General features: G+C 52.9%; 25 protein-coding genes. 13 read left to right on the top strand and 12 right to left on the bottom strand.

Annotated features, from left to right (window positions below; all coding sequences use genetic code 11):
- Nucleotides 1–44 precede the first annotated feature (44 nt).
- Nucleotides 45–479, top strand: a complete 435-nt coding sequence (locus ACYVI1_RS17600) for a cytochrome B (RefSeq protein ID WP_460912043.1) — start codon at nucleotides 45–47, stop codon at nucleotides 477–479.
- A gap of 286 nt (nucleotides 480–765) precedes the next feature.
- Nucleotides 766–1,317: a C40 family peptidase gene (locus tag ACYVI1_RS17595; protein WP_460912042.1), complete on the top strand. Its 552-nt coding sequence runs from the start codon at nucleotides 766–768 to the stop codon at nucleotides 1,315–1,317.
- A 15-nt stretch (nucleotides 1,318–1,332) separates the two neighbouring features.
- Here ACYVI1_RS17595 and argB read toward each other — a convergent pair whose 3' ends face one another.
- From argB to ACYVI1_RS17550, 9 genes are all read right to left on the bottom strand, one after another.
- Nucleotides 1,333–2,115: an acetylglutamate kinase gene (gene argB / locus ACYVI1_RS17590; RefSeq protein ID WP_460912041.1), complete on the bottom strand. Its 783-nt coding sequence runs from the start codon at nucleotides 2,113–2,115 to the stop codon at nucleotides 1,333–1,335.
- A gap of 109 nt (nucleotides 2,116–2,224) precedes the next feature.
- Nucleotides 2,225–3,184, bottom strand: coding sequence for an N-acetylornithine carbamoyltransferase (locus tag ACYVI1_RS17585; protein ID WP_460912040.1), 960 nt, complete (start codon nucleotides 3,182–3,184; stop codon nucleotides 2,225–2,227).
- A gap of 53 nt (nucleotides 3,185–3,237) precedes the next feature.
- Nucleotides 3,238–3,615 (bottom strand): GxxExxY protein, encoded by a 378-nt coding sequence (locus tag ACYVI1_RS17580; protein WP_460912039.1) that lies wholly within the window; start codon nucleotides 3,613–3,615, stop codon nucleotides 3,238–3,240.
- A 46-nt stretch (nucleotides 3,616–3,661) separates the two neighbouring features.
- Nucleotides 3,662–4,798 carry an aspartate aminotransferase family protein gene (locus tag ACYVI1_RS17575; RefSeq protein ID WP_460912038.1) on the bottom strand — a complete coding sequence of 379 codons (1,137 nt, stop codon included), beginning with the start codon at nucleotides 4,796–4,798 and terminating at the stop codon, nucleotides 3,662–3,664.
- A 155-nt stretch (nucleotides 4,799–4,953) separates the two neighbouring features.
- Nucleotides 4,954–5,688: an alpha/beta fold hydrolase gene (locus ACYVI1_RS17570; RefSeq protein WP_460912037.1), complete on the bottom strand. Its 735-nt coding sequence runs from the start codon at nucleotides 5,686–5,688 to the stop codon at nucleotides 4,954–4,956.
- A 24-nt stretch (nucleotides 5,689–5,712) separates the two neighbouring features.
- A complete protein-coding gene (locus tag ACYVI1_RS17565) occupies nucleotides 5,713–6,351 on the bottom strand; it encodes a hypothetical protein (protein ID WP_460912036.1) in 639 nt (212 codons plus the stop codon).
- A gap of 200 nt (nucleotides 6,352–6,551) precedes the next feature.
- A complete protein-coding gene (locus ACYVI1_RS17560) occupies nucleotides 6,552–7,163 on the bottom strand; it encodes a hypothetical protein (RefSeq protein ID WP_460912035.1) in 612 nt (203 codons plus the stop codon).
- A gap of 200 nt (nucleotides 7,164–7,363) precedes the next feature.
- Nucleotides 7,364–8,596 carry an ATP-dependent Clp protease ATP-binding subunit ClpX gene (gene clpX, locus ACYVI1_RS17555; protein ID WP_460912034.1) on the bottom strand — a complete coding sequence of 411 codons (1,233 nt, stop codon included), beginning with the start codon at nucleotides 8,594–8,596 and terminating at the stop codon, nucleotides 7,364–7,366.
- 269 nt (nucleotides 8,597–8,865) lie between these two features.
- The gene (locus tag ACYVI1_RS17550; protein WP_460912033.1) at nucleotides 8,866–9,561 is read right to left on the bottom strand and encodes a ClpP family protease; all 696 of its coding nucleotides are present in this window, start codon (nucleotides 9,559–9,561) and stop codon (nucleotides 8,866–8,868) included.
- A gap of 133 nt (nucleotides 9,562–9,694) precedes the next feature.
- Between ACYVI1_RS17550 and ACYVI1_RS17545 the strand changes: the two genes are divergently transcribed.
- From ACYVI1_RS17545 to ACYVI1_RS17510, 8 genes are all read left to right on the top strand, one after another.
- Nucleotides 9,695–10,123 carry a helix-turn-helix domain-containing protein gene (locus tag ACYVI1_RS17545; RefSeq protein ID WP_460912032.1) on the top strand — a complete coding sequence of 143 codons (429 nt, stop codon included), beginning with the start codon at nucleotides 9,695–9,697 and terminating at the stop codon, nucleotides 10,121–10,123.
- Between the two features lie 99 nt (nucleotides 10,124–10,222).
- On the top strand, nucleotides 10,223–10,804 hold the full coding sequence (locus tag ACYVI1_RS17540) for an RNA polymerase sigma-70 factor (protein ID WP_460912031.1): 582 nt from the start codon (nucleotides 10,223–10,225) through the stop codon (nucleotides 10,802–10,804).
- Complete coding sequence (locus ACYVI1_RS17535; RefSeq protein WP_460912030.1) at nucleotides 10,804–11,847, top strand: FecR family protein; 1,044 nt, start codon at nucleotides 10,804–10,806, stop codon at nucleotides 11,845–11,847. The genes ACYVI1_RS17540 and ACYVI1_RS17535 overlap by 1 nt, the downstream gene beginning before the upstream one ends.
- Before the next feature lie 67 nt (nucleotides 11,848–11,914).
- Entirely contained in the window at nucleotides 11,915–13,813 is a 1,899-nt protein-coding gene (locus tag ACYVI1_RS17530; protein ID WP_460912029.1) for an STN domain-containing protein, read from the top strand.
- A gap of 68 nt (nucleotides 13,814–13,881) precedes the next feature.
- Complete coding sequence (locus ACYVI1_RS17525) at nucleotides 13,882–16,293, top strand: carboxypeptidase regulatory-like domain-containing protein (RefSeq protein ID WP_460912028.1); 2,412 nt, start codon at nucleotides 13,882–13,884, stop codon at nucleotides 16,291–16,293.
- Between the two features lie 186 nt (nucleotides 16,294–16,479).
- Nucleotides 16,480–17,550 (top strand): M42 family metallopeptidase, encoded by a 1,071-nt coding sequence (locus ACYVI1_RS17520; protein ID WP_460912027.1) that lies wholly within the window; start codon nucleotides 16,480–16,482, stop codon nucleotides 17,548–17,550.
- 80 nt (nucleotides 17,551–17,630) lie between these two features.
- On the top strand, nucleotides 17,631–17,840 hold the full coding sequence (locus ACYVI1_RS17515) for a 2-oxoisovalerate dehydrogenase (protein ID WP_460912026.1): 210 nt from the start codon (nucleotides 17,631–17,633) through the stop codon (nucleotides 17,838–17,840).
- Complete coding sequence (locus ACYVI1_RS17510) at nucleotides 17,837–18,079, top strand: type II toxin-antitoxin system HicA family toxin (RefSeq protein WP_460912025.1); 243 nt, start codon at nucleotides 17,837–17,839, stop codon at nucleotides 18,077–18,079. Before ACYVI1_RS17515 ends, ACYVI1_RS17510 begins: the two co-directional genes overlap by 4 nt.
- A 249-nt stretch (nucleotides 18,080–18,328) precedes the next feature.
- Here ACYVI1_RS17510 and ACYVI1_RS17505 read toward each other — a convergent pair whose 3' ends face one another.
- The 3 genes from ACYVI1_RS17505 to ACYVI1_RS17495 form a co-directional block, all read right to left on the bottom strand.
- Nucleotides 18,329–18,940, bottom strand: a complete 612-nt coding sequence (locus tag ACYVI1_RS17505; RefSeq protein WP_460912024.1) for a hypothetical protein — start codon at nucleotides 18,938–18,940, stop codon at nucleotides 18,329–18,331.
- Between the two features lie 122 nt (nucleotides 18,941–19,062).
- Nucleotides 19,063–22,107, bottom strand: a complete 3,045-nt coding sequence (locus tag ACYVI1_RS17500) for a TonB-dependent receptor domain-containing protein (protein WP_460912023.1) — start codon at nucleotides 22,105–22,107, stop codon at nucleotides 19,063–19,065.
- Nucleotides 22,108–22,282: 175 nt separating this feature from the next.
- Nucleotides 22,283–23,128 (bottom strand): GLPGLI family protein, encoded by an 846-nt coding sequence (locus tag ACYVI1_RS17495; protein ID WP_460912022.1) that lies wholly within the window; start codon nucleotides 23,126–23,128, stop codon nucleotides 22,283–22,285.
- A gap of 121 nt (nucleotides 23,129–23,249) precedes the next feature.
- Here ACYVI1_RS17495 and ACYVI1_RS17490 point away from each other — a divergent pair, with 121 nt between their 5' ends.
- The 3 genes from ACYVI1_RS17490 to ACYVI1_RS17480 are packed head-to-tail and all read left to right on the top strand — an operon-like array spanning nucleotide 23,250 to nucleotide 25,615.
- Nucleotides 23,250–24,014, top strand: a complete 765-nt coding sequence (locus tag ACYVI1_RS17490; RefSeq protein ID WP_460912021.1) for an ABC transporter substrate-binding protein — start codon at nucleotides 23,250–23,252, stop codon at nucleotides 24,012–24,014.
- Nucleotides 24,011–24,592, top strand: coding sequence for a Uma2 family endonuclease (locus ACYVI1_RS17485; RefSeq protein WP_460912020.1), 582 nt, complete (start codon nucleotides 24,011–24,013; stop codon nucleotides 24,590–24,592). The genes ACYVI1_RS17490 and ACYVI1_RS17485 overlap by 4 nt, the downstream gene beginning before the upstream one ends.
- Nucleotides 24,593–25,615, top strand: a complete 1,023-nt coding sequence (locus ACYVI1_RS17480) for an AraC family transcriptional regulator (RefSeq protein WP_460912019.1) — start codon at nucleotides 24,593–24,595, stop codon at nucleotides 25,613–25,615.
- Nucleotides 25,616–25,634: the final 19 nt, after the last annotated feature.

Below are 25,634 nucleotides of genomic sequence, written 5' to 3'. Positions count from 1 at the left end.
TCTTTGTTTTCAAAAACCAGTTCGTTCATTAATCTGACCAAGTTATGTATCCTGGATTAGTACACGCCCACTCCGGCCTTCGCTGGATAGCCCTTATTCTGTTGGTTGCTGCGGTAATTGTGGCCATTGGCCGGTGGCAGGGCCGAAACAGCTTTACCGATGGCAACCGCAAATTGTACTTGTTTACGCTCATTTCTGTACACACGCAGCTCGTGATCGGCTTGCTTCTGCTGTTCATCAGCCCGAAAGTTAATTTCAGCATGCTGAGCGAAAAACTGTACCGTTTTTATAGTGTGGAGCATACGGCAGGTATGCTGATTGCCATTATCCTCATCACTATTGGCTACTCGCGAGCCAAACGTGCCGCTGATTCAACAACCAAACATCGCTTCGTCAGCATTTTCTACGGGCTGGGTCTGTTGCTGATCGTAGTCTCCATTCCCTGGCCATTTCGTATTGTTGGCGCAGGCTGGTTTTAAACCGGTTGGCATGAATCACCCCTTGTCGGCTCTGGCAATAACATTCTTTATAATGTTGTTGCCAGAGCCGCTTTTTATTCAGAGAAGACCCAGCAAGCCCATACGTATCTGGCTTCTTAAAAAATCTGCATGAAAATTCATCTTATTAATTTGTTTACGGTCAGTAACTTATAAAATCTGGCACGAAAAATTGTGGGCGAGGTGTAGAAAATATTCCTCAACGGGTAGGTAGAACGCCAGCCATTCAGTACTTTTAGTGGTGTAACTTGACTTTGACCTCAATTCTATGACGAGAAAAATGCTCCTGGCAGTCGTTTGTACTGTCTCGTTTGGCATCGTTCAGGCTCAAACCGTACCCACCGTAACGACTGATATTTCCGCCGTAGCTGAATCACCCACCGTAACACCTAAATCAAGTTTCTACGAGCAGATTCCGCTCGTGAAAGAGGTCATCAGCTTTGCCAAAGAGCATCTTTCCATTCGCTACCGCTCTGGCGGCACCACAAAACGGGGCTTCGACTGCTCCGGCTTTACCCGCTTCTGCTTCAATAAGTTTGGCATTTCGCTCCCCCATTCAAGTGCGGCCCAGGGCAGTGTGGGCGAAGCCATTGAGAAAGAAGCCGCCCAACCCGGCGACTTAATTTTGTTCAAAGGACATAGTGCGGGCGGCCAGCGAATTGGGCACGTTGGCCTGATAACGGAGGTCATTGGCGACCGCGTCAAATTCATTCATTCCGCCTGGAACGGGGGCGTTCGCTACGATTACCTGCACGCGAGTTATTACCAACGCCGGTTTATGGGTGTGCGTCGGGTAGCGCATCTGCTGGCCGAGAAGTAACGCGGCCGGTCGGCGTTACTTTTTCAACATCGTTCCCGCACCCTGCCCCACAGCTTCAGCTACCTCGTCGGCATGGCAGATGATGACCTTCGAGACGCCATTTTCCAACGCCTTAAAGGCATTATCCAGTTTCGGAATCATGCCTTTGCTAATGATTCCCGCTGCTTTATAGTCAGCGTACAGATCAGGCGTGAGTTCACGAATTACACTGTTTTCGCTGGCCGGGTCGCGTAATACGCCTTTCTTCTCGAAACAGTAAATCAGACTCACCTCGTTGTGCTTACCCATATCTACCGCAATGGCCGAAGCCATCGTATCGGCGTTGGTGTTGAGCAACTCACCAGATGCGTTGTAGGTTATTGGGGCAAAGACGGGGGTCAGGTCCTGCCGCAGAAAAAACTGAATCTGGCCCGAATCAACTTCCTCGATGTCGCCTACCATTCCATAATCGATGTCTTTAACCGGACGTTTTTTGGCCAGAACCGTGCTGCCATCGGCACCCGTCAGTCCAATGGCGTTAACGTCCAATGCCTGAAGCTTCGCCACAATCTGCTTGTTCACTAAGCCGCCATACACCATCGTTACCACGTCGAGCATGGGTTGGTCCGTAATGCGCCGACCTTCGACCATTTTGGTTTCAATACCTAACTTTTCGGCCACCTGCGTCGCTATTTTACCACCGCCGTGAACGAGCAGTTTCGAACCGGGAATTGAGGCAAAAGCCCTTAGAAAACGTTGCAGGGCAGCCGGGTCGTCGATGACGTTCCCGCCAATCTTGATTACAATGAGTGAGTTCATTTTAAACAAATTAAACACAGAGAAATGGAGATTTTCACGGAGCACACAAAGGAAAAAGAACCTTAACTTTTGTGTACTCCGTGAAAATCTCCGTTTCTCTGTGTTAGCCTTATAAAGTCAATAAAATTTCTTTCAGTACCGCCTGTGCCGACCATTCGCGGTTAGCGGCCTGCTCAATCACAAGCGATTGGGGGCTATCCAACACCGCATCGGCCACCTTCAGGTTACGCCGAACGGGCAGGCAGTGCATAAATTTACCGCTATTGGTCAGGCGCATATCGTCCATCGTAACCGCCCACGACGGGTCCTGGGTGAGTACCTGCCCATAGTAGGTGTAGGACGACCAGTTTTTGCCGTAAATGAAATCAGCACCCGCAAAGGCCTCATTCTGCTTGTGAATCACGCGGGCGTTGCCAACAAATTCGGGGGCAAGTTCGTAGCCTTCCGGGTGGGTAATAACAAACTCAACATCGCCCGACCTGAAGCGGGCATTCATCCACTCACTAAACGAGTTGGCAACGGCCTGGGGCAGGGGTTTAAAATGGGGCAGCCAGGTCAGCACCACTTTGGGGCGGCTAACAGTCCTGGCTTCTTCAATCGTGATGCAGTCGGCCAGCGACTGGAGCGGGTGGCGCGTCGCTGATTCGAGGTTAATGATGGGGACACGGGCGTAGGTGGCAAACTGGTGCATGACCTGCTCCCGGTAGTCTTTGTTGCGGTCCTGTAGTTCGGCAAACGCCCGAATGCCGATGATGGTACAATAGCGGCCCATCACGGCGGCTGCTTCGCGAACGTGTTCGGCTTTGTCGCCGTTCATCAGCACACCTTCTTCCATTTCCAGTCCCCAGCTATCCTGCCCAACGTTCATGGTCATAACGTTCATACCGAGATTTTGAGCAGCTTTCTGGGTACTCAGACGGGTCCGCAGGCTGGAATTAAAGAAAATCAGCCCAATGGTTTTGTTTTTGCCGAGGTGCTGGTCGGCAAAGGGGTTGGCTTTGGCGCTAAGGCCAGACTGGATGAGCGCGTCGAGGTCAGTAACGTCGGCAAGGGAAAGGAAATTAGTCATTATTTTTTAAACGCAAAGGGCGCAAAGGTAATCGCAAAGAACGCAGAGATTTTTTACAGATTGTTAACTACACGACGCATACCGTTCTTGAGCAGGGTCACATTGAAATTCACCAGCAATCCTAATCGGCATCCAGACAATCGCAGGTAGGTCATTACCTGTGCCAGATGAACATCAGTCAGTACTTCAACTGCTTTTAGTTCTATTATGAGTTTTCGCTCAATTATAAGATCTACCCGGTAGCCCGCATCTAATTTTATGGACTCGTAAACAATAGGGAGCGTTTTCTGTCTTTCAACGAAAAGGTCAGCGTTTAGCAGTTCGTATAACAAGCATTCTTCATAAGCTGATTCAAGTAATCCGGGGCCAAGTGTTCTATGAACTTTCAGCGCACAGTCGAACACAACCCGCGATACTTCATTTTCTGTCATTGCGTTCTTTGCGATTACCTTTGCGCCCTTTGCGTTTAAATCTTATCTAAACAGCCTCTGCCTTTAAACACAGCCGCAACGCATCCAGAAACATATCTGCTTCATCGACCCCAATCGCCAGCGACGGCAACAGCCGGATGATGTTCTTGCCAGCTACGCCCGTAAACTGCTTATGCTCAAACAGCAGCGTTTTACGGAGCGAATCGACCGGAAAGTCATACTCGATGCCAATCATCAGCCCCCGGCCGCGCAGGTCTTTGTAGCCGCCAATCTGCCGGATACCGTCCATGAGGTAATTGCCCATGCGAGTGGCATTTTCCATCAACTCCTCATCCTTCATGATGTCTAACACCGCAATGGCGGCTGTGCAGGCTAAGTGATTGCCCCCAAACGTTGTACCGAGCAGCCCGTAGCTGGCCTTAAATTTGGGAGAGATTAGAATACCACCAATGGGAAACCCGTTGCCCATGCCCTTCGCCATCGAGATGATGTCGGCGTCGATACCACTGAGTTGATGCGAGAAAAACTGACCCGACCGCCCATAGCCGCACTGAACACCATCCAGAATCAGGACCGCGCCGGTTTCGTTGCAGCGTTGGCGGAGCGTTTGGAGAAATTCATTAGTCGCCACCTGAATGCCGCCCACGCCCTGAATGCCTTCAATAATGACGGCGCAGGTCTCGGTGGTAATTCCCGTTCGGGTGGCATCGGCATCATTGTAGGGCAGAAATGTAACGTGCTGGTTGTAGTTGATCGGTGCCACAATGGCCGGATTATCGGTCGCGGCAACGGCCCCGGCAGTACGCCCGTGAAAGGATTTGGTGAAAGCGACAACGTTCGTCCGGCCATTGTGAAAGGAGGCCAGTTTCAGCGCATTTTCATTGGCTTCGGCCCCGGAGTTGCACAAAAACAGGGCGTAATCTGAATGGCCGGACAGGGCGCCCAACTTATCGGCCAATTCCTGTTGCAGCGGAATTTTGACTGAATTGGAGTAAAATGAAATTCGCTTCAATTGGTCGGTCAGGGCCTGCACGTAGCGCGGGTGCGTATGCCCAACTGAAATGACAGCATGACCGCCGTACAAATCGAGATAACGGGTGCCGTGAGCATCCCAGAGGTAACTACCCTGCGCCCGGACCGGCTCAATGTCGTATAGCGGATAAACGTTAAAAAGCTCAGCCATTGGTTTAAAACCTAAACCGATACGGCTAATTTCAGACCAGCCGTATCGTATTGTAAAACAAGGTGCAAGTTTACGGAATATCAGGTTAAAAAGGGCTAACCCACAAAAAGGAAGCCGGGTGGGCTTCCTTTTTGTGGGTTAGAAATTCCTTTACATCACAATTGTTCAACGAAGGTTCGAATCGTCTGAATGGCTTTATGGGGTTGTTCAACCATACTCAGATGACCCGCTTTTTCAATCGTGGCAAGACTAATCTGGTCCGACAGGTCGGCTAATTGTGCCGTTTTTTCGTAGGGAATCAGTTGATCGTCGCGGCCCAGCACCAGCAGAACCGGGAATTGAGCATGGCCCAGAATTGCCGTTCGGTCGGGGCGGGCCGCAATGGCTTTCATACCTGCAATGAGGGCGTTGGCCGGTAAATTATGGAAACGCTCTACCAATGCCTGCGTTTGTTCGGGTGGGTAGGCGGGCGAAACCATTTTGGGAATTGTCTTTTCAATAAACGGAGCCGACCCGTCGGTTTCTAAGCCATTTATAGCCTGCCGACGCGCTTCCCGTCGGTTTTCATCATCGGCAGTGGCCGTCGAATGATACAGCACCAATGCCCGTACCCGTTCGGGGTATTTTTCGGCGAAAGCCAGCGCCATGTAGCCGCCCATTGAGTGGCCCACCAGCACAACGTTTCTGGCATTTTCGGCCTCTAAGCGGACATATAACTCATCGGCATAGGCGTCGATAGTGGTAAAATTCGTCAGCCGTGAAAAATCAGGCTTCAGAACAGGGCCGTCCAGCCCGGGCCAATCCAAAACCAAATCGGCGTAGACGCTATCCCAAATGGAAGCATCTACGCCGTGGCCATGGATGAGACAAATAACGGGTAATTGACTCATACCAGATTAGGTATTGGTTATTGACTATGTGTTAATAACACCCAGCAAAATCAGCACTAAGCCCACCACGAAGCCAATAAGACCAATAAGACCCAGGATACTGCCACCACCCAGCAACCAGAGTAACAGACCAATAAGGCCAATAATCAACCCAAGCCGAACATTGCTGTTCATGGCGTTGGTTTTTTCGGGGGCAACGTGATTCCTGATCTTCTTATCCATTTTTTTGAGCATCGTCCGCTCCATAAACGTCATTTTTTTAGCTGACGCGGCATTGGTTGCTATAGCGGCTTTGTCAGTGGCCGTTGTCAGTAACCCGCTCAACTTCGCCATGCGGTTGGTGAGCTTTTTGTTCGACGCCAGTTTACTATCGTTGCGTACGTAGGCTTCCACCTGGCTGATGGCTTGTTTGGTCTGGGCAAGTTGCTCAGCCGGTGCTGGCGTTATACCTGGACTCGAAACAGGCGCTACGTCGGCAGTCGGCGTTTGGGCCACAACGGGTTGTGTAGTTTCAACAGAAAGAGTAGAGGCTTCCGCTGCCGGTTTTACTGATGTGAACTGTTCACGGGCAGTTGGCTGGAAATACGCTACCGGCCGGCTGCAGGACGAAATAAGGGCGGTGCCGAATAGAACTGTGAAAAGGTGTTTGGATAACGTGTGCATGGTATTAAGTTTAGAGTGAACGATTGAGAACCATCCTCAACAACTACAACTTTATTGGTTTGTTGGGATAAAAACTAAAAAATAGTTGAAATTCGAGTAAACGAATCTGAAAATCATGTAAAGTCCCCGTCAATCACTCAATTTATTAACCAGACGAGAACGTTTACATCCCTTTTGCTCAGTTAATAAACCTGAACTGTTTAGAGCAGGCCAACCAGCAGCACTACAGCACCGGCCAGCAAGGCAATCAGGCCAACCGTGGCACCCGTACCCGTTGTCAGCAACAAGAGCAATAAGCCGAGAATCACCAATACCGCGCCCGTAGCCAGTGTGCCCGTACTAATCATTGTCTTCTCAGGATTAGCCGGTGCGAGTTGCCGATTGATTTGTTTATTCATCTTTTTGACCATCAGCCGCTCCAGCAGGTTCATTTTTTTGGGCGTGCTGATTTCTGTGGGCGAGCGTTCGGTTTTGGCCGATGCAGCCGTGAGCAGATTCCGAACCCGATTCAGGCGCTTCTGAACTGTTTTGTGGGCGACTACTTTACTATCGCTATGCACCAGAGCGTCCAATTGATTCAGGGCGACCGTCGCTTCAGGTAGTTGGCCTACAGATGAATTTACACTGGCTGGTGCGGGGGTTTCAGCCACCAGGGCCGAAATTTCCGCAACGGGTGCAGGAGCGGTTGTCGCTGTGGATGCGGCAAAATGCTCCCGCGCACTGGGTTGAAAATACGCCACAGGACGGCTGCATGACAACATAAAGGCCGTGCCAATAAGCAGGGCGCAAAGGCATTTGGAAAGTGTATTCATAGCGAGAGAGAAAAAGTGAACCATTAAGTTACCATCCTCAACAACCATAACTTCCTTAGTTTGTTGGATTCCAACTAAAAAAATCACACTTCCACACAAAACCCCGCCCAACTAAATGATGAGTCGGGCGGGGTTAAGCGGTTAAATCTCAGGCGAAGTTCAGACCTGAACGGTTTCTAAAACCTTTAGGTCTTTAGGGTTCAGGCTACAGAACGAAGTTGATAGGTACTTGTTTTGCCAAATTTTTCACGGGCATATTCCAGGCTAACGGTCAGTTCACTGATTCCCGTTTGCGAAGGCATTTCGAACATGGCATCGGTAATAATCGACTCACAAATGGAGCGCAGCCCTCGGGCGCCAAGTCCGTATTGCAGCGCCTGATCGACAATGTAATTCAGCGCACTGGGGTCCCAGTGGAGGGTGATGCCTTCCATGCGGAAGAGTTTGTCATATTGCTTGGTGATGGCGTTTTTCGGCTCGGTCAGAATCTGCATCAGGGCCGCCCGGTCGAGGGGCTCGAGGTGGGTCAGCACGGGCAAACGGCCAATAAGTTCGGGAATCAACCCAAACGATTTCAAATCGAGCGCCGAAATGTAGCGCATCAGGTGGCCTTTCTCTAAGGTATCGTTCAGCCGCCGGTCGCCCGAAAACCCGATGGGCCGGGTGTTGACCCGCTTGGCAATGTGGCGATCTATACCATCGAAGGCTCCTCCGCAGATAAACAGAATATTTTCGGTGTTGAGCGCAATCAGCCGCTGGTCGGGGTGCTTGCGCCCACCCTGGGGCGGCACGTTCACCACCGACCCTTCGAGCAGTTTAAGCAGTGCCTGCTGAACACCCTCGCCACTGACATCGCGCGTGATGCTCGGATTGTCGGACTTGCGGGCAATTTTATCAATCTCGTCGATGTACACGATACCGCGTTCGGCTGCTTCGACATTGTAATCAGCGGCCTGCAACAACCGCGTCAGAATGGTCTCAACATCTTCGCCCACATACCCCGCTTCGGTAATGACCGTGGCATCGGCAATACAAAAGGGAACTTCAAGAATTTTAGCGATGGAGCGGGCCAGATACGTTTTGCCGGTACCTGTTTCACCAACCATAATGATATTTGATTTTTCAATCGTAACGTCATCGTTGGTGTTGGGCTGCATCAGCCGTTTGTAGTGGTTATAAACGGCAACAGTAATTGATTTTTTGGCGTCATCCTGCCCCACAACATACTGGTCGAGGTGCCGTTTCATGTCAACGGGCTTGATAAGATTAATTTTCACCTCGGTGGGTTCGCTGTGTTTGGGGCGCATTTCCTCGAGCACCACCTGGTGCCCCTGCTCAATGCAGTAATTGCAGATGTGCGCGTCGATGCCCGACAGGAGCAGCATCACTTCGTTTTTGCGTCGTCCACAGAACGAGCAACTGATTTGTGGCATGAACGGTTGCAGAGTCTTAGGCTGGTTGTTTATCGGGTGATGCCTATTGGGATACGCATCGCCCGGCTTTGATGAAATTATCTGTTACAAGGTTTAGGGAAAGCAATTTCGAGAAAAAAAACGACTCAGGATCACCTGAGTCGTTGGCAATTAGCAAAGTTATCAATCGGTGGGCACAAGGCCAAGTATATAGAGCCACAATAAATAAAACACGCGGGAATTACTGAATGCAATTCCCGCGTGTTTCACAAAAATCAGACCCGCCTGTTTTACGCTTTCTCCCGGCGCAAAACATCATCAATCAGGCCGTATTCTTTGGCTTCTTCGGCGCGCATCCATTTGTCGCGGTCCGAATCTTTTTCGATTTCCTTAATGTCTTTTCCAGAATGAAGGGCCAGAATTGCGTACAGCTCTTCGCGGAGTTTGACAATTTCGCGGGCCGTAATTTCAATATCGACCGACTGTCCCTGTGCGCCACCCGACGGCTGGTGAATCATGATTCGGGCGTGGGGCAGGGCCGAGCGCTTTCCGGCAGCGCCACCCGCCAGCAGTACAGCACCCATCGACGCGGCCAGGCTGGTGCAAACTGTTGCCACGTCGGGCCGTACATATTGCATGGTGTCGTAGATGCCCAGACCGGCATAAACCGAACCGCCGGGACTGTTCAGGTACATCAGAATGTCTTTTTTGGGATCAGCCGATTCCAGAAAGAGCAACTGGGCCACAATGATGTTGGCAATGTTGTCATCCACGGGCAGGCCCATAAAGATGATGCGGTCGGCCATGAGCCGCGAGAACACATCCACTTCGCGGAAGTTCATCGGGCGCTCTTCAATGACCGAGCGGGTCATATTCTCAACCTGATGGTGGTTGGTGATGGTGTGGTTTACGTAACCGTCGACGGTCAGGCCATTGAGGCCCATATGATGCACGGCAAATTTGCGGAATTCTTTTTCGTAATTCATAATGGGGTTTCTATTCCTGGTTTGAAAACCAATTAGGATTGGTGTAAGTTCGAGAATTGTTTCGCTACAAAATTGTGTTATCCTTCCGAAAAACCCTGTCGGTTTTAATTAATAATTTATCGTTGTTACTGACATGAACGCTTCCTTCGCCAACCGAGGTCCGGCCGAAAAAATACGTCTGGAACGGCTCCAGCGGGGTCTATCGCAGGAAAACATGGCCGACCTGCTGAATTTATCGACAACGGCCTACGGCGACATCGAGCGCGGCAAAACCGATTTGACGCTGTCGCGGCTGACCCAGATTGCCCAGGTTCTGAGCGTATCGCCTTTAGTGCTGCTCTCCGACGAAGCGATCCCGGCGCAGGTTATCGAGCCGAAATCCGACGAAATCGTTAGCCATGAACTCGAAACCCTTCGCCTGACGGTCGAAAAGCAACAGGTCGAATTAGACAAACTACGGTTGGAAACCGACTACTGGAAGCGCAAATACAACGACCGGATTGCAATGGAAATCGCAAGGACGATGAGCGTTGAACCAAAACGGGAACGGATTGGATTTTAATTTACATTGGCGTAGGGGTAGGCGCTTGTTCAGTTGTCTTAAGCGAAACAGAACAACCAACCCTAACGACGCAGCCCACTGATTTTACTCGGCTACTCCGTGCAACTGACTCCCGACGAGGACCTTATCGGCGCAATCCGCATTGGCAACGAAGCGGTGTTTGAAACTGTGTTTCGGCAGTTTTATGCACCCCTGTGTCAGTATGGCCGCTCGATTGTGAAGGATGAGGATGAAGCCGAGGAAGCGGTGCAGGCGGTGTTTCTGACCCTATGGGAACGGCGCGACTCGCTTCTGATCACGACCTCGCTGAAGGCGTATCTGTATCGGTCGGTGCATAACCGCTGCCTCAACCGGCTGAAGCAGGTAGCCATACAGGCTGATCACCGCGAGCAGGCCGCGCTGGAAATGTATGCCAGCGACACCAGTTCAGCGCAGGCCGTGCTGACCGACGAACTCGCCGAACGACTCCACACGACCATTGCCCGATTGCCGGAGCAGTGCCGGCGTATTTTTGAGATGAGCCGATTCGATGAATTGCGGTATCAGGAGATTGCCGACCAGTTGGGGCTGTCGATCAAGACTGTTGAAAATCAGATTGGTAAAGCCCTACGCATTTTACGAACCGAATTGAGCGATTATCTACCACTTTTATTAATCTGGCTCTGGGAGGGCATTTTGTGATGGCAGAGGAGCAACAACCCATTGACGACGCGCTGATCGGCAACTATTTGTCGGGCGAGGCCACCCCCGCCGAAGCGGAACGGGTTCGTCGGTGGCTGGCCAATGCCGACCAGTCCAACCGAAACGACTTTGCCCAAACCGAGCAGGTCTGGAATTTAGCGGGACAACTCAGCCCGTCGGCTTCTGCCAAAACCGATGCAGCCTGGCAAAAAGTCCGGGCGCAACTGCACCACCATAACGAAGCTGTTGCGACAGTTGTCAAGCCGTTGCCGGTTGAGCCTACCCGCCCGCTGCCGGCCCGGTCCGGGTGGCAAATCTATGGCCGGGTGGCTGCGATTGCTATCGTGACCGTGTTTAGCGGCCTGGCGATCTGGCAACTCCAGCGCCCGGCCAATTCTGAAGCAGCCGCGCCCGTAGCTGTTGCTACAACAATCGCAAAGCGCAGCCTGACCCTGCCCGATGGTTCGGTGGTGTTGCTCAATCGCAACAGCCGACTGACCTACCCGGCTACGTTTGCTGATAGCGGTCGGGTGGTATCGCTCGTGGGCGAAGCATTTTTTGACGTAACCCCCAACCCGCTGCAACCGTTTTACATACGGGCGGGTGGGGCGACAGTGCGCGTGCTGGGTACGTCGTTCAGCGTGCGGGCCGTTGGCGACAGCGTCCGGGTAGCGGTCCGAACGGGGCGGGTGCAACTGGCGGCCCGGCGTCAGGCAATCGTGCTGACGCCTAACCAACAGGCAACCTACCTCGCTCCTGCTGATACAATTCGCCGGGCCTTACGCCCAATGGCCAACGCGCTGGCGTTCCAAACCGGAAAACTAACCTTCACGAACGAGTCATTAGTAGACGTTGCCCGGACGCTGCACGAACTATATGGAACTACTATTCAGCTAACTCCATCCATACGCAACTGCCGACTGACAGCCAGTTTTACCAACGAATCGCTGGATGAGGTGCTGACTGTCATTGCCGAATCGCTGACGCTGGCTATCAGGCGTGACGAAGGACACATTACGCTGGATGGCGCCGGTTGTCAGTAAACCCGCTCCCGGAACATAGGGGTAACGGCTCGACTGGTTGTCATAGGGTCAAAAAATCGCTTCTCGTATGACCGCATTTCGGCAGTATTTTTTCCTTGTCTTCTTTCCAATCCTGGCCAACGCGCAACCCACGCCCCCGCTCGAACGACTGATTTCGGTTGACTTTCGCAACGAACGACTACAGACCGTTCTCAGCCGCATCAGCCGGGATGGCAACTTTAGTTTTTCGTATAATCCGGCGCTGCTTAACCAAGCCCAGTCGGTTACGCTTCGGGCCACAAACCGACCCGTTCGGGATGTGCTGGGGCAATTATTCGGGAGCAGCATCCGGCTCAAAATGCGGGGCAATCACGTTATCCTGCTGCGGGGCGAAAAGCCCACCGAACCGGCCCGCTCGTTCCTGCTGGATGGCTACATCATCAACGGGCAAACCGGCGAACGCGTTGCCGACGTGAGCGTGTTTGAGCAACGGTCGCTGCGCTCGGCGGTGTCGAGTCAATACGGCTACTACCGACTCAAACTGCCCACTGATGTATCAGCCGTTCGTCTGGAAGTTCGGCGACGGTTATTTTTCAGCCAGTCGCTCACGGTTCAGGCTCGGCAATCGCAGCCGGTCAACGTGTACCTGACCCCGATGCCGTTGCAAACGCCCCTTAACCCGTTAACTCCTCGCGCTACGCCCACCGATACCACCACACGCCCCATACCGTCATTGCCGGAGCCGGTCGCGCTGCTGGCCTGGGCGAATGTCGATTCAACCGAACGTCGATTGCCCTTAACGCTGGCCGAACGGAGCCGGAATACACTGGCCCGGTGGTCGCTGTCGGCTAAACAGCTCATTCACAGCATCAACCTCGACCGCGACACCCTCTACCGGACCTGGCAGGTTTCATTCGTTCCCTACGTTGGCACCAATCACGCCCTAAGCGGTCGAATTATCAATGACTATTCCATCAACGCACTGGTCGGTTACTCGCTGGGGGTGCGAAAATTTGAAGCGGGCGGCTTGCTCAATATTGTCCGGGGCAACGTGCAGGGAATTCAACTGGCGGGCTTTGGCAACCTGGTTGGCGAACAAACAAAAGGCATTCAACTGGCCGGATTTATCAATACGAACCGGGGCGATGTTGGGCCGGTGCAGGCCGCAGGTTTCGTAAACGTAGTTGGAGGCAATGTAGCTGGATTTCAGGCGGCCGGATTCCTGAATGCTGACCGAAAAGACGTGCGGGGTTTTCAGGCGGCCGGTTTCGCCAATACCGTCGGGGGCACTGTTGAGGGATTCCAGGCCGCCGGTTTTACCAACATTGTCGGCGGAGATATGCGCGGGGTTCAGGCAGCGGGGTTTATGAATGGCGTTCGCGGGAAGCTGACCGGCTGGCAAATCAGCGGATTCCTGAACTATGCCCGCACCGTTACCGGAGGGCATCAAATCAGTATCATAAACTGGACAGATTCAACCGACCGAACGCCCTTTGGCCTGTTTAGTTTTGTTCGGAAAAACGGTTACCGAAACATTGAAATTTCGACTAACGAGGTCAACACGTTCAACGCGACCTTTCGCACGGGTGTCCGTTCGTTCTACAACATCGTCACGGCGGGCGTGAATCCAGCCAGTCGCATCTGGAGTTTCGGTTATGGACTGGGCACCGTCACGGCTGAACGGCGGGGCTGGTCGTTTGGGCTGGAAGGAACTGCCCACCAACTGAACCGCACTGGCGAAGGCATTCAGGACCAGAATCTGCTGCTGCGGCTCTCGCCCATCGTGAACAAGCGTTTCGGCTCACATTTCTCGGCTTCCCTCGGCCCATCTATCAATGCGTATTATGCCGGTGACCAGTCTCGCGATCCATTGGTCAATTTATCACTACCGGCCTTAGTTCTCTCCCGTGATGAGCTAATCGGCACAAGCCCGGACGCGTTATCGACCTGGCTCGGCTGGCAGGTTGGTTTGCAGTATAAATTGTGAAAAAGTCAAGCAGCAGATAGGGGTTCAGGCGCGGGCAACGGTCATAGCTGTAACCACTTAAAAACACTATGCTCATTCGTTCGCTTTCGGCCTTATTCATTGGCCTCCTCCTCCCGACCACGTTAGTTGCTCAACCCATTACGCAAACCATCCGGGGAACCGTGGTGGACCAGAGTCTGCAAACGCCCATCCCCGGTGCAACTGTTGCATTGCTGAACCCGTCGCTGCCAAACAGCCAACCCACAAAAGGGGCCAATACTGATGCCGATGGTTCGTTTCGGCTGACAGGCGTGCCGGTTGGTCGGCAAACGCTTAAAATCTCGTTTGTCGGCTACAAAGACCTGCTCCTGTCCAATCTCGTTGTTGATGCGGGAAAGGAACTGGTGCTCACCGTTGCCTTAGAAGAATCAATAGCGCAACTGTCGGAAGTAACTGTGAAACCGACGGTTGAGAAAGACAAGCCGCTAAACGAAATGGCGGCTGTCTCGGCCCGGACGTTCTCCGTCGAGGAGACGCAGCGGTTCGCAGCAGCCGTGAACGACCCGGCCCGGATGGCAACGGCCTATGCGGGCGTTGTGGGCGCCGACGACGGTAACAACACGCTTGTGATACGCGGCAACACCCCCAACGGACTGCTGTGGCGCATGGAAGGGGTCGAGATTCCGAACCCCAACCACTTTGCCAACATTGGCACGGCGTCGGGTGGCATTTCGATCCTGAGCGCGCAACTGCTCGCCAACTCCGATTTCATGACGGGCGCGTTTCCGGCCGAGTACGGCAATGCGCTGTCGGGCGTGTTTGACTTGAAACTTCGCCGGGGGAATAATGCTAAACGTGAGAGCACCATTCAGGTCGGCGTTCTGGGCGTTGATGTGTCGAGTGAAGGACCGTTTTCTAAGAAATACAAAGGTTCGTACCTGTTTAATTATCGCTACTCGACGCTGGGTTTGTTGAGTAAACTGGGCATTAACATTGGCTCCGGCGTGACAACGTTTCAGGATTTATCGTTCAACATATATCTGCCCACGAATCGGGCGGGCGCCTTCACGCTCTTTGGCTTTGGCGGCTTGAGCAGCCAGAACATTGAAGCTCAGCGCGATTCGACGACCTGGACGAGTGAAGGCGACCGCTACAACGAGCGTTTTTCGGCCAATACAGGAGCCGTTGGCGTAACCCATTCCATCAACATGGGCCGCCACGCTTTTCTGAAAACAGTTGCGTCGGCGTCGGGCTATCAAAACAAATTCCAGGGCAATTATGTAGACGACAGCTACGCCCTTCAGCCGCGTGACCGGGAACAATACACCATACTGAAAAACATCATTTCCAGCACACTGACGTATAAATTCAACGCAAGGCACACCCTTCGGGCGGGGCTGATTGGTACTCAAACCAGCTATAACCTGAGCCGAGTCGAATGGGATAATAAACGGCAGCAACTGTTAACTACCGTCCAGGTTCCCGGCCCGAATGAGTCTGCCCGGAATGCTCAGACCCTTCAGGCGTTTGGCCAGTTGAATTACCGGCTGTCGGAGCCGCTGACAGTTAATATCGGCCTGCATTACCTTCGTTTATTCCTGAACGGCACCGACGCCCTGGAGCCGCGCGGGTCGGTACGCTGGGCGTTCCGGTCAGGGCAATCGCTGAGCCTGGGATATGGGCTGCACAGCCAAACGCAGAATCCGGCCATCCTGCTGGCGAATCAACCCCTGGGCGATGCTACCCGCTTGTCGAACCGGAATCTGGGATTCACCCGGTCGCATCATGTCGTGCTGGCCTACGACCGGAAGCTGACCGATTATCTACGGCTGAAGGTCGAGACGTATTACCAGCGGCTTTTCAACATACCAGTCAGTGCCGACACAACCGATTCGTTTGCACTCATCAATCAGCCCTACAGTCTGACAAACAAACCCTTAACCAATACCGGCGTTGGCCGCAATTATGGGCTTGAACTGACGCTGGAGCAGTTTCTGCACACCAACCGTGGGACGGCCCCGTTCTATTTTCTGCTTTCGTCGTCGCTCTACAGGTCCGAGTATCAGGGGTCGGATCAAATCTGGCGAAACAGCCGCTTCGATGGGCGGTTTGCGACGAGTTTTCTGGCCGGGAAAGAATTCGGTACGGGCGACCGGGGCTGGTTTCGCAACGGTGTTATTGGCCTGAACGTGAAGCTAACCCACTACGGCGGCTACCGCGACACACCCATCAATCTGGCCGCATCGCAGCATCAGGGCGAAACGGTTCGCTACGACAATCTGGCCTACACGCTCACCCTTCCGGCGTATTTCCGCACCGATATTCGGCTCAGCTATAAACGCAATCGTCCCCATTCCACCCGCACCCTCTCGCTCGACATTCAGAACGTAACCAACCGCCAAAACATCTTTGGCCGCTATTTCGACGCCCAGACCGGTACCGTCCGAACGAGCTACCAGACGGGCCTGCTGCCGGTACTGAGTTACCGCGTGGCGTTTTGAGTGAAAAATTGCGACTGATTTTAGATAGTATAATTGCCTAAAAATTAGCCAGTATTTGGAATAAAATACCCCCAACCCCCTGAAGGGGGCTTTGTTCGAGGTTGAACAAAGCCCCCTTCAGAGGGGTTGGGGGTATTTTGAAAAACTTCTTAGACTATATTTGACTATCTAATGTCTTAAACATACATGAACGAACACAGTAAAAATTTCCTGTATCAGTACCTCAACAATGCCTCGCCCACCGGCTTCGAGTCGTCGGGGCAGCAGATTTGGCTGGATTACCTCAAACCCTACACCGACGAATACATTGTCGACACCTACGGCACCGCCGTTGGGGTTATCGGGCCGGGCAAAGATTACAAAGTCGTCATTGAAGCCCACTCCGACGAAATTTCGTGGTTCGTCAATTTTATTTCCGATGACGGCTATCTGTTCGTCCGGCGAAATGGTGGCTCCGACGCGCTGATTGCCCCGTCGATGCGGGTTAACCTGCACACGAAAAAGGGCGTTGTCGAAGGCGTATTCGGCTGGCCTGCCATTCACGTTCGGGACTTAGCTAAAGACACGGCCCCCAAAGTCACCGATTTGTTTATCGACGTGGGGGCGGCTACCAAGCAGGAAGTGCTGGACATGGGCGTTCACGTCGGCACGGTCTGTACCTTTTCGGATGGGCTGATGGAGTTGAATGGCCGGTATTTTGTTGGGCGGGCATTAGACAACCGTATGGGTGGCTTTATGATTGCCGAAGTGGCCCGGCTCCTGAAAGAAAACAACGTGACGCTGCCGTTTACGCTCTACGTTGTCAATGCTGTGCAGGAAGAAATTGGTTTGCGCGGGGCCGAAATGATTGCCCGTCGGCTCCGGCCCGACCTCGCCATCTGCACCGATGTAACGCACGACACACAATCGCCGAAGTACGACAAAAAAGAGCAGGGCGACCTCAAATGTGGCGACGGTCCGGTGTTGTGCTACGGCCCCGCCGTGCAGAACAACGTCCTCGATTTCATGATTGGCGTGGCTGAACAGCACGAGATTGCCTTTCAGCGGCAGGCGGTGAGCCGTTCCACCGGTACCGACACTGATGCGTTCGCCTATGCTACCGAAGGCATTGCCTCGGCCCTGATTTCGCTCCCGTTGAAATACATGCACACCACCGTCGAGACCGTCCACATGGAGGACGTGCAGAATGTTATCCGGCTCATGTACGAAACATTGCTGTCGTTAAAAGGCGGGGAAGATTTTCGGTATATCAAGTGAGGAAAAGAAAGGATGTATGTAGCCGGATGGATTTCCGGCTGCTTTTGTTTATCTTGTATTGTATTTATTGGCCCACGCGCATGAAAGAGCTAATCTTTTTAGTCGAAGAAGACCCCGAAGGTGGTTATACAGCACAAGCCGTTGGTGAGAACATATTCACGCAGGGCGGAACGATGGCTGAGTTGAAAATGATGATTCGGGATGCGGTTGATTGCCACTATGATAATCCATCGCAGTGGCCGCAATTAGTACGGCTGCACTTTGTAAAAGACGAGGTGTTCGCGTTGTGAAGATACCACGCGATTTGACGGGTATAGAGTTGATAAAACTATTAAAACCATTCGGCTACGAAGTAGTCCGTCAAACGGGCAGCCACATCCGAATTCAGACGTTGCAACGTGGCCAGCATTACGAAACCATCCCTCGTCACGACCCAATTAAAATAGGCACGTTGAATAATATTCTGAAAAACATCGCCGAGCATTTCGACTTAACAAAAGAAGAATTAGCTAAACACTTATTTGGGTGATTTTCAGAACCAACTATGTTCAACAACATCAACCGATTCATTGCTGACGTTAAAAGGCGGGGAAGATTTCCGGTATATTAAATAGGGGAGCAAAAAACTTTGACAAAGCTGATAATTCTGATAGTCAATGAATTATAGCATCAGCTTTGTCAAAGTTTTTTTCGCTTACTTGAGTGAGTAGAAGAAATTGAAAAAGGTGTCCAGTTCATGAACTGGACACCTTTTTCAATTTTACGAACGGAGCAGAATTTATTGTTTAGCCGCCGTTGTCGATTGGGGCGGGTTAATCATGATGTGGGCGCGGTGGGTGCCGGGGTCCATAATCCAGGGCATACCGGGCGCGTCGGGTTTAAGGGGTAGGCCAGTACTCTCTGCCGTAGCATAGGGAATGTAGACCACGTAGCGCAGGTAACCATCTTTCACCTCGCCGGTGGCCCGGTCGTAGTTTTCATCTTTGGCCGAATACACGTACAACGATGCCGGATTGGTGGGCATCATCAGCTTTTTGGCCTTTACCTCCTGCTCACGGGTCTCCAGAATTTCCTTCGGCGTTTTTCCCTGCTGTTTCAACTCGCGGCCCCGTTTCATGAAGGGTTCCAGGTCGCGGTGATAACAGGACACGCTTAGTCCTTTCAGGGCCGGGTCGTCGGTTAAGCAAACGAGTTCGTTGGTTCCTTTTCGCAACACAACAAATTCATTTTTAGGCGAATAGCCGTAGACCATTGCGCCAGCGCCTTTATCGCCTGGCGCGGCCATAACCGCCGTTTTTAGTTGGATATCGGGCGACGGAACAACGGGCGTTTGGGCAAACAGACCCAGCGTAACCAAAGATAGCGAAATGGAAAGGGTAACCGTTTTCATGATGAATGTGCGTTTTCATCAGAAGTCAAATTCGTGGCGCGACTACTCACATATACCCAAACCTAAAAGGTCCCGGAAATAGCTTCAGATTGCTGAAGCTATTTCCGGGACCTTTTAGGTTTTTAGTTCCGCCGAAAACCGCCCCCCTGCCCACGTCCCCCGCGATTACCGGGACCTCGTTGCTCGAAGGGGTCGCGGGGGGGCGTGATTCCCGCGCCAAACCGACGCAGGTTATACACAAAACTCACCATGAAATAGCGGTTCAGCACCCGGCTCCGAACTTCCTCGGTGTACGTATCGGTCACGTTGCGGGTGATGCTCTGGTTCTGGTTCAGCAAATCGAAGACCTGAAACCGCAATTCACCCTGGTTTTGTTTGAACAACTGCTTGGCCAGTGTGGCGTTCCAAAGCGTAAACGACTGATTATAACTGGCCGAACTGCCGCCGTAATGGTTATAATACACGTTGGTCGAGAAGGTGAACCGAAGGGGCAACTGGTAAAACACATCCAGCGTAACGGTCTGATTTAGAAAGGTAGTATTCTGTTGGGGCTGCAACGAGTATTTCGCCGATTGCAGGTTGATATTCCCCGACAGATTCAGGTCTAACTTCTCCGTGAAATTCGAGCTAATGCCCACACCCTGACCAATCAGCCAGTTTTTTGACTGGTTGGGCTGCTCATTCACATAGCTTAAACCCTGGTTATAGGTCAGGTTGGTGGTCAGATTCAGGTTGGTCTTCTGTTCGCCAATTTTAACGGGCTGCCCCAGCACCAGAGAGCCGTTCACTGTATAATATCCATCGGTATTGACGGGTCGGGTGGTTTGCGCCCCCGCCTGCGTGAACGTCGTTGAATTGACAATCTTATTGTCTGTCCGGCTCATGTTCAGCGAGGCAAACAGGTTGCGGAACGTTGACGGCTCGAAGCGGTTGAAATTCAGCGATACGTTATGGCTGAATTCGGGTTGCAGGTCGGCGTTACCAAGCTGAATGTTCAGCGGATTGGTATTGTTCCGAACGGGCTGCAACTGGTTCACCGAGGGCGCGTTGATGCGGGTGCGGTAGTTGATTCGCAGGCTCCGGTTTTTCGCGAAATTATACGTAAACAACGCATTCGGCAGTAGATTCGTAAACGTCCGGCTCAGATTGGTTTCCTGCACTCCGCCGACGCTGCCGAGGTTGTTGGAGCGCAAACTGGCCTGCTGACCATCGAGACCAACCGCATAGGTGTATTTTAATCGCTTAGTTTGCCAGGTCAGGCCCGCCCGGTTGGTCATGTAATCGTTCACGAAGCGATTGCTCAACAACGTATTGGGCCGGTCATATTGATTGGTTGTCTCATTGAAATCATTCACGGCCCGATTCGAGGTGTTGTGGTTGTTCGACAGGGTATAATGAAACTCAAGCGTTTGCCGAAGCGAAAGCGGCTCGGTATAACTAACGTTGATGCTGTTGGTCAGCGACCGCGTTTGCTGGTCGTTGCGCTGGTTGATTCGCTGCGTAAACAGTCCGGTCGTGTCGGCCTGCATCCCCGTTGTGGAAGTTCCTGGCGTAAGCGTTCCCGAACCGGCTGTTGCCGAAACAGGCGCGTTGGAACGGGTAAACTGATTCTCCGACCGGTTGAACCCTTCGTTGTCATTATCGTTCACGGCCACGTTCCAGTTCAGCGAGAAGGTCCGTCCGCGCTTCTGAAACTTGCGAAACAGTAGCAGCGAGTTATTTCCCGTAAACCCACTGCCCGTTGAGGTATAGTTTGTTTTGCTTGAATTCGCCAGCACACCCTGTGCGTTCAGCGTTTGCGACTCGCTTTGGTTGTTGTAATTGGAACTTAGCCACGACAAACTCGGAATCAGCCGAATCGTCGTGAGGGTGTCGAGCCGATAGTCGAGCCGGAGATTAGCCCGGTGGTTGGTGTTGGTGTTGTTGGAGCCGTTCGTCTGATTTCTAACAAACGATGAGTCGCTTCGGCTGGTGGTTGTTCCCGATGTGCTCCCGCCCGGCAACACGTTTTCCCGGCGACTGCTTTGGTCGGTGAGGGTGTTCGTATTGCTGGCGTTATAGCTGCTAGTCACGTCAATTTTCTTTCCCCAGCCATCGCGGTAGTTGATACCTGCCGCCCACGATTGCGTAATAGCGTTGCTACCCACCTGCCCCTGATTGCCGAAATTACCCCCGCCCTGTCCGCCACGAAACACATTGCCGCCCCCCCCTCGTGCGCCACCCTGGCCCTGTCCGGCTCCGCCGAAATTACTACCGAGGCCCAAATCCTGCGATGTAAAGCCTTGCTGGTTAATGTTGTTGGCCATGCCCAGAACCGAAATCTGACGACCATTGTTGAAGCGATTCAAACTGACACGCCCCGAATACCGGGCATCGTCACCCGGCTTCGGACCTACGCTGATGGACTGCTGCCCAAACGAGCCTTTTCGTTTATCTTTTTTGGTGGTGATGTTGATGGTTTTCTCGCGGTCGCCGTCGTCAACGCCCGAAAAAGCGGACTGTTCGGATGCCTGGTCGTAGAGTTGTACTTTGTCGATGATGTCGGCGGGGAGATTGCGGGTGGCCATTTTGGGGTCGTTGCCGAAGAACGGTTTGCCATCGACCAGCACTTTCCTGACTTCCTGACCCTGGGCTTTCACCGTACCGTCGCGGTCGACTTCCACGCCCGGCAACTTCTTGAGCAGGTCCTCAACCTGCGCGTTGGGGCGGGTTTTGAACGACCCGGCGTTGAACTCCAGCGTATCGCCTTTTACGGCAATGGGCGCCCGTTCGCCCTGCACGGCTACTTCGTTCAGCGTTTGCGATTCGGCCACCAATTCGAGCGTTCCGGCATTGGCCGTCGGGTCGTCTTTGGTTACCGAGACCCGCCGGGCGCGGCTCCGATAGCCCACATACGTGACCAGCACACGATAGTTTCCTTCGGCTACTTTCGGGAATGTGAACCGCCCTTCGCCATCGGTAATGCCGAACGTGACGAGCGACGAATCACGCGACGACAACAGCGACACCGACGCTTCGAGCAAGGGCTTGCGCGTCAGCGAATCCACCACTGTTCCTTGAATCGTGCCAGGCGACTGGGCGAAACTACTGACGTTAATGAATAATATACAATGAACAATGCACACCGAAAGGCATAGTAATCGCTTCATTGTCAGCAGATTTTTCATTTTTCATTAATGTAAGTTGGTTGTCTGACAATTTTTATGATTGTGCCAGGGCATCCTCGGTCTGTGTCCTCACAGACCGCTGGCAAAGGTTTGATTAAGAGCGGTCTGTGAGGACACAGACCGAGGATGCAGCTACACAGACAAACGTCTCCACAAAAAAGCGTCAGTCAGCAAATTAATTCCGGCCCGGAAATCCGCCGTTCTGCATCATCTTTTGCCGGAAATCGGCCATGCTTTTCCGGCGTAGCTGCTCCATTTCCTCCGCTGGAATGACTTTCGCATCTTTGGGCGGCTGCACCGTATTTTCGGCAATGGCTTCCATCGACACGCCGGTCGCTTTGAACGACTCGCTATCCGATTCGATTTGCAGCACCACGCCGGTTGGGGGCGTCAGGTCGGCAACGGGCGAGTAGGTAAAGGGCAGGTCGGTGGTGTACCAGATGGTGTAGGTTTCCTTCCGGCGCGTGGCGGTGGCTTTATGGCAGCTATAGCCCGCTATTTTCTTTGTCTTGTCGCTCGTTTGCCAGTCAGCCGCCGTTGGCATGGGTTTTTCGGAGCGATAGGTCTGGCTTGTTACGGAATCTTTTTTCACCGTCAGCACGTCGATGCGCTGGCGGTTGGCTAAGTCCAGATAGGTTTGCTGGTCAAAGGGCGGTGTCATCCGGGTTGTGCGTGGGCGACCATCGCCACCGGAGCCACCCCCATCCGGTCCACCTACCGTCCGGCGCATCATCATGTTTTGTGGGCGGTCGCGCTCTTCTTTGGCCATCGTTCCGGCAAAAACGAGCTTCTGCGTAAACGACATCACCTCCGGCATGCCTTCGGGGGCGTCGGGCGCACCGGGACTGCCGGGCGAATCCACGCGGGGCCGAACTTCCTGCCCATTAATGACCATCCGCATCTGCGACCGGTCAATCTGGCGCATCCCTTCGTAGGTAATTTTGCCCGAAGCGGGTGCTTGGCCGTAGAGCGTCGTGGCGCATAATCCAGCGGCAAGAACGGCGAAAATGGCTTGTTTCATGGACGAATGAGGGCTTACGATGGTAAACGTTGCACAAAATTTTCAGCTCAGGGCCAAAATCTTGTTAAACGCTGTTAAATGAATACTGAATGACGAATTCTAATCGCTGAATATCTACTACATGACTCCGCAACGTATTGTTTCTGTGGTTCCATCGCAGACCGAACTGCTCTTCGACTTCGGGCTGGATGATGAAGTTGTGGGTCTAACAAAATTCTGCATTCACCCCACCCATAAAGTTACGCAGAAGGTGGTTGTGGGCGGCACGAAAACGCTGCAACTCAGTAAAATACATGCGTTGCAACCCGACCTCATCCTGGCCAACAAAGAAGAAAATACGCGCCAACAAATCGAAGAACTTCAGCGTCAGTATACCGTTCATGTCACGGACATAACCACCTTCCCCGACGCATTAACGATGATTCGGGAAGTTGGAAAGCTGGTTGGCAAAAGCCCGCAGGCAGAAGCGATAGCGCAGCAAATCGAGCGGACTCTCCAGCCCCCCGCCCCCTGCCCCCCGCTCCAGGCCCCTTACCCCTCCGTTGCTTATTTCATCTGGCGAAAGCCCTACATGATAGCGGCTAACGATACGTTTATCCACGCCATGCTCGACATTGCCGGTTTCCAGAACGCCTTCACTGACCGAACGCGCTACCCCGAAATCACATCCGATGACCTGCAGATCGCTCGGCCCGACCTGATTTTTCTGTCATCGGAGCCATATCCGTTTATGGGGAAACACATAGCTGAGTTTCGGGAAATTTGCCCGGCAGCACGCGTGCTGTTAGTCGATGGCGAGTTGTTTTCGTGGTATGGCAGCCGTTTATTGCGGGCATCGGATTATTTCAGGAACTTGCATACCGAAATTGCCCGACAGAACTTATGATTACCGACATCGCACAACTCGACCCTAATGGCACCTACACCTATGCCGACTACCTGAAATGGCAGTTTGACGAAAGCGTTGAACTGATAAAAGGGAAATTATACCGGATGTCGCCCGCGCCGAGACGGGCGCATCAACTGGCTGTTAGTCATTTACTTGTCGATATCAGCCTGCATTTTAGTGATAAACGGTGCGAAATTTATACCGCCCCGTTCGATGTTCGTTTACCCGTCCGCAACGAGCGCAAGCCCGACCAGTTGCACACTGTTGTTCAGCCCGATATTTGCATCATATGCGACGCTACTAAATTGGACGACGCCGGCTGTCTGGGCGCTCCCGACTGGGTTATCGAGATTACGTCGCCCCGAACGGCAAAGAAGGACTTCAGCGAAAAATTCAACCTGTACGAAGAGTCCGGGGTGCGTGAATATTGGATTGTTCAACCCAAAGAGAAGGCGGTGAACGTTTACGTTCTGGAAAACGGCCAGTATGCCTTAGTCGATGTGTATGAATCGGGTGAAATTCCCAGCCGTGTGTTTCCTGACCTGCTTGTTTCCCACGACCGTATCTTTAACTAAATGCAAACCAATAACCATACGCTTTCCGTTGCCTCGGTCAACCTGATTTTGTTTGCTGCCCGCCAGTGCGGGGCCGATACCAACGCGCTGGCCCTGGCCGTAGGCATCAACCCTGAGCAACTCCGCAACCCCGACGGGCGCGTGCGAATCCGGCAGGTGCAGGACCTATGGCGCGAAGTCGTTGTGGCAACCGGCGACCCGGATATTGCCCTGAAACTCGGTGAGATGGTGAATCCGGTGGCCGTGGGCGTACTGGCTTACGTCATGATGCATAGCCCCACGCTGGGCCGGTCATTCGATAAACTCTGTCAGTATCAGGCCATTGTTTGCGATGCCATCCGTACAACCGGGCACCGGTCGCCAGCGGGGGGCCAGTTTGTCTTGTCGCTCCAGGTGTTAAGCGCCGAGGTTATTTACCCGGAATACGCGCTTAACTCCGAATTGTCGATTTATTTAGCCGCCATCCGCACACTGACGGGCTATCCCATCATTGCCGATGAAATTCGGTTTGCCTACCCGCGCCCGGTCGATACACGGGAGCACGAACGCGTATTTGGCCCTGCCCGCCTGACGTTCGATGCTCCCCAAACCGCAATGGTGCTGGATATAGCCTTGCTCGATTTGCCGGTTATCAACGCCAGTCCGGGTTTGTCGTTGCTATTTGAAAAACACGCAGCCGACATGCTCAACCGGCTCAAAACTCCGACCCTGACCGCACGGGTAAAGTCGGAGATTGTCCTGATTATGAAAGGCGAAGAACCCACGCTGACCCTCGTTGCCGACCGGCTGGCAATGGGTATCCGAACGCTTCAGCTTCACCTGAAAGACGCGGGCACATCCTACCAGCAACTGCTCGACGAAACCCGCAAAGAGTTGGCCGTGAGCCATCTGCGCGAGCCAAATCTGAGCACGACCGACATCGCCTATCTGCTGGGCTTCGCCGAACCGAGCGTCTTTTTCCGGTCGTTCAAGAAATGGACCGGCCAGACACCCGGCGCGTTTCGATTGGCGTTGGCTGCGTAGTAACGGGTATAACGTAGCC

It is taken from the genome of Spirosoma areae, from assembly GCF_054781775.1.
This window is presented reverse-complemented; position numbering and strand designations above follow the sequence as displayed.

Coding starts and splice junctions, on each gene's coding strand:
- ACYVI1_RS17495 (WP_460912022.1), bottom strand. CDS start 23,128: ATGAAACAAGCCATTTTCGCCGTTCTTGCCGCTGGATTATGCGCCACG.
- ACYVI1_RS17585 (WP_460912040.1), bottom strand. CDS start 3,184: ATGACTAATTTCCTTTCCCTTGCCGACGTTACTGACCTCGACGCGCTC.
- ACYVI1_RS17515 (WP_460912026.1), top strand. CDS start 17,631: ATGAAAGAGCTAATCTTTTTAGTCGAAGAAGACCCCGAAGGTGGTTAT.
- ACYVI1_RS17480 (WP_460912019.1), top strand. CDS start 24,593: ATGCAAACCAATAACCATACGCTTTCCGTTGCCTCGGTCAACCTGATT.
- ACYVI1_RS17565 (WP_460912036.1), bottom strand. CDS start 6,351: ATGCACACGTTATCCAAACACCTTTTCACAGTTCTATTCGGCACCGCC.
- ACYVI1_RS17535 (WP_460912030.1), top strand. CDS start 10,804: ATGGCAGAGGAGCAACAACCCATTGACGACGCGCTGATCGGCAACTAT.
- ACYVI1_RS17525 (WP_460912028.1), top strand. CDS start 13,882: ATGCTCATTCGTTCGCTTTCGGCCTTATTCATTGGCCTCCTCCTCCCG.
- ACYVI1_RS17575 (WP_460912038.1), bottom strand. CDS start 4,798: ATGGCTGAGCTTTTTAACGTTTATCCGCTATACGACATTGAGCCGGTC.
- clpX (WP_460912034.1), bottom strand. CDS start 8,596: ATGCCACAAATCAGTTGCTCGTTCTGTGGACGACGCAAAAACGAAGTG.
- ACYVI1_RS17530 (WP_460912029.1), top strand. CDS start 11,915: ATGACCGCATTTCGGCAGTATTTTTTCCTTGTCTTCTTTCCAATCCTG.
- argB (WP_460912041.1), bottom strand. CDS start 2,115: ATGAACTCACTCATTGTAATCAAGATTGGCGGGAACGTCATCGACGAC.
- ACYVI1_RS17520 (WP_460912027.1), top strand. CDS start 16,480: ATGAACGAACACAGTAAAAATTTCCTGTATCAGTACCTCAACAATGCC.
- ACYVI1_RS17505 (WP_460912024.1), bottom strand. CDS start 18,940: ATGAAAACGGTTACCCTTTCCATTTCGCTATCTTTGGTTACGCTGGGT.
- ACYVI1_RS17490 (WP_460912021.1), top strand. CDS start 23,250: ATGACTCCGCAACGTATTGTTTCTGTGGTTCCATCGCAGACCGAACTG.
- ACYVI1_RS17545 (WP_460912032.1), top strand. CDS start 9,695: ATGAACGCTTCCTTCGCCAACCGAGGTCCGGCCGAAAAAATACGTCTG.
- ACYVI1_RS17500 (WP_460912023.1), bottom strand. CDS start 22,107: ATGAAAAATCTGCTGACAATGAAGCGATTACTATGCCTTTCGGTGTGC.
- ACYVI1_RS17485 (WP_460912020.1), top strand. CDS start 24,011: ATGATTACCGACATCGCACAACTCGACCCTAATGGCACCTACACCTAT.
- ACYVI1_RS17600 (WP_460912043.1), top strand. CDS start 45: ATGTATCCTGGATTAGTACACGCCCACTCCGGCCTTCGCTGGATAGCC.
- ACYVI1_RS17580 (WP_460912039.1), bottom strand. CDS start 3,615: ATGACAGAAAATGAAGTATCGCGGGTTGTGTTCGACTGTGCGCTGAAA.
- ACYVI1_RS17550 (WP_460912033.1), bottom strand. CDS start 9,561: ATGAATTACGAAAAAGAATTCCGCAAATTTGCCGTGCATCATATGGGC.
- ACYVI1_RS17595 (WP_460912042.1), top strand. CDS start 766: ATGACGAGAAAAATGCTCCTGGCAGTCGTTTGTACTGTCTCGTTTGGC.
- ACYVI1_RS17560 (WP_460912035.1), bottom strand. CDS start 7,163: ATGAATACACTTTCCAAATGCCTTTGCGCCCTGCTTATTGGCACGGCC.
- ACYVI1_RS17570 (WP_460912037.1), bottom strand. CDS start 5,688: ATGAGTCAATTACCCGTTATTTGTCTCATCCATGGCCACGGCGTAGAT.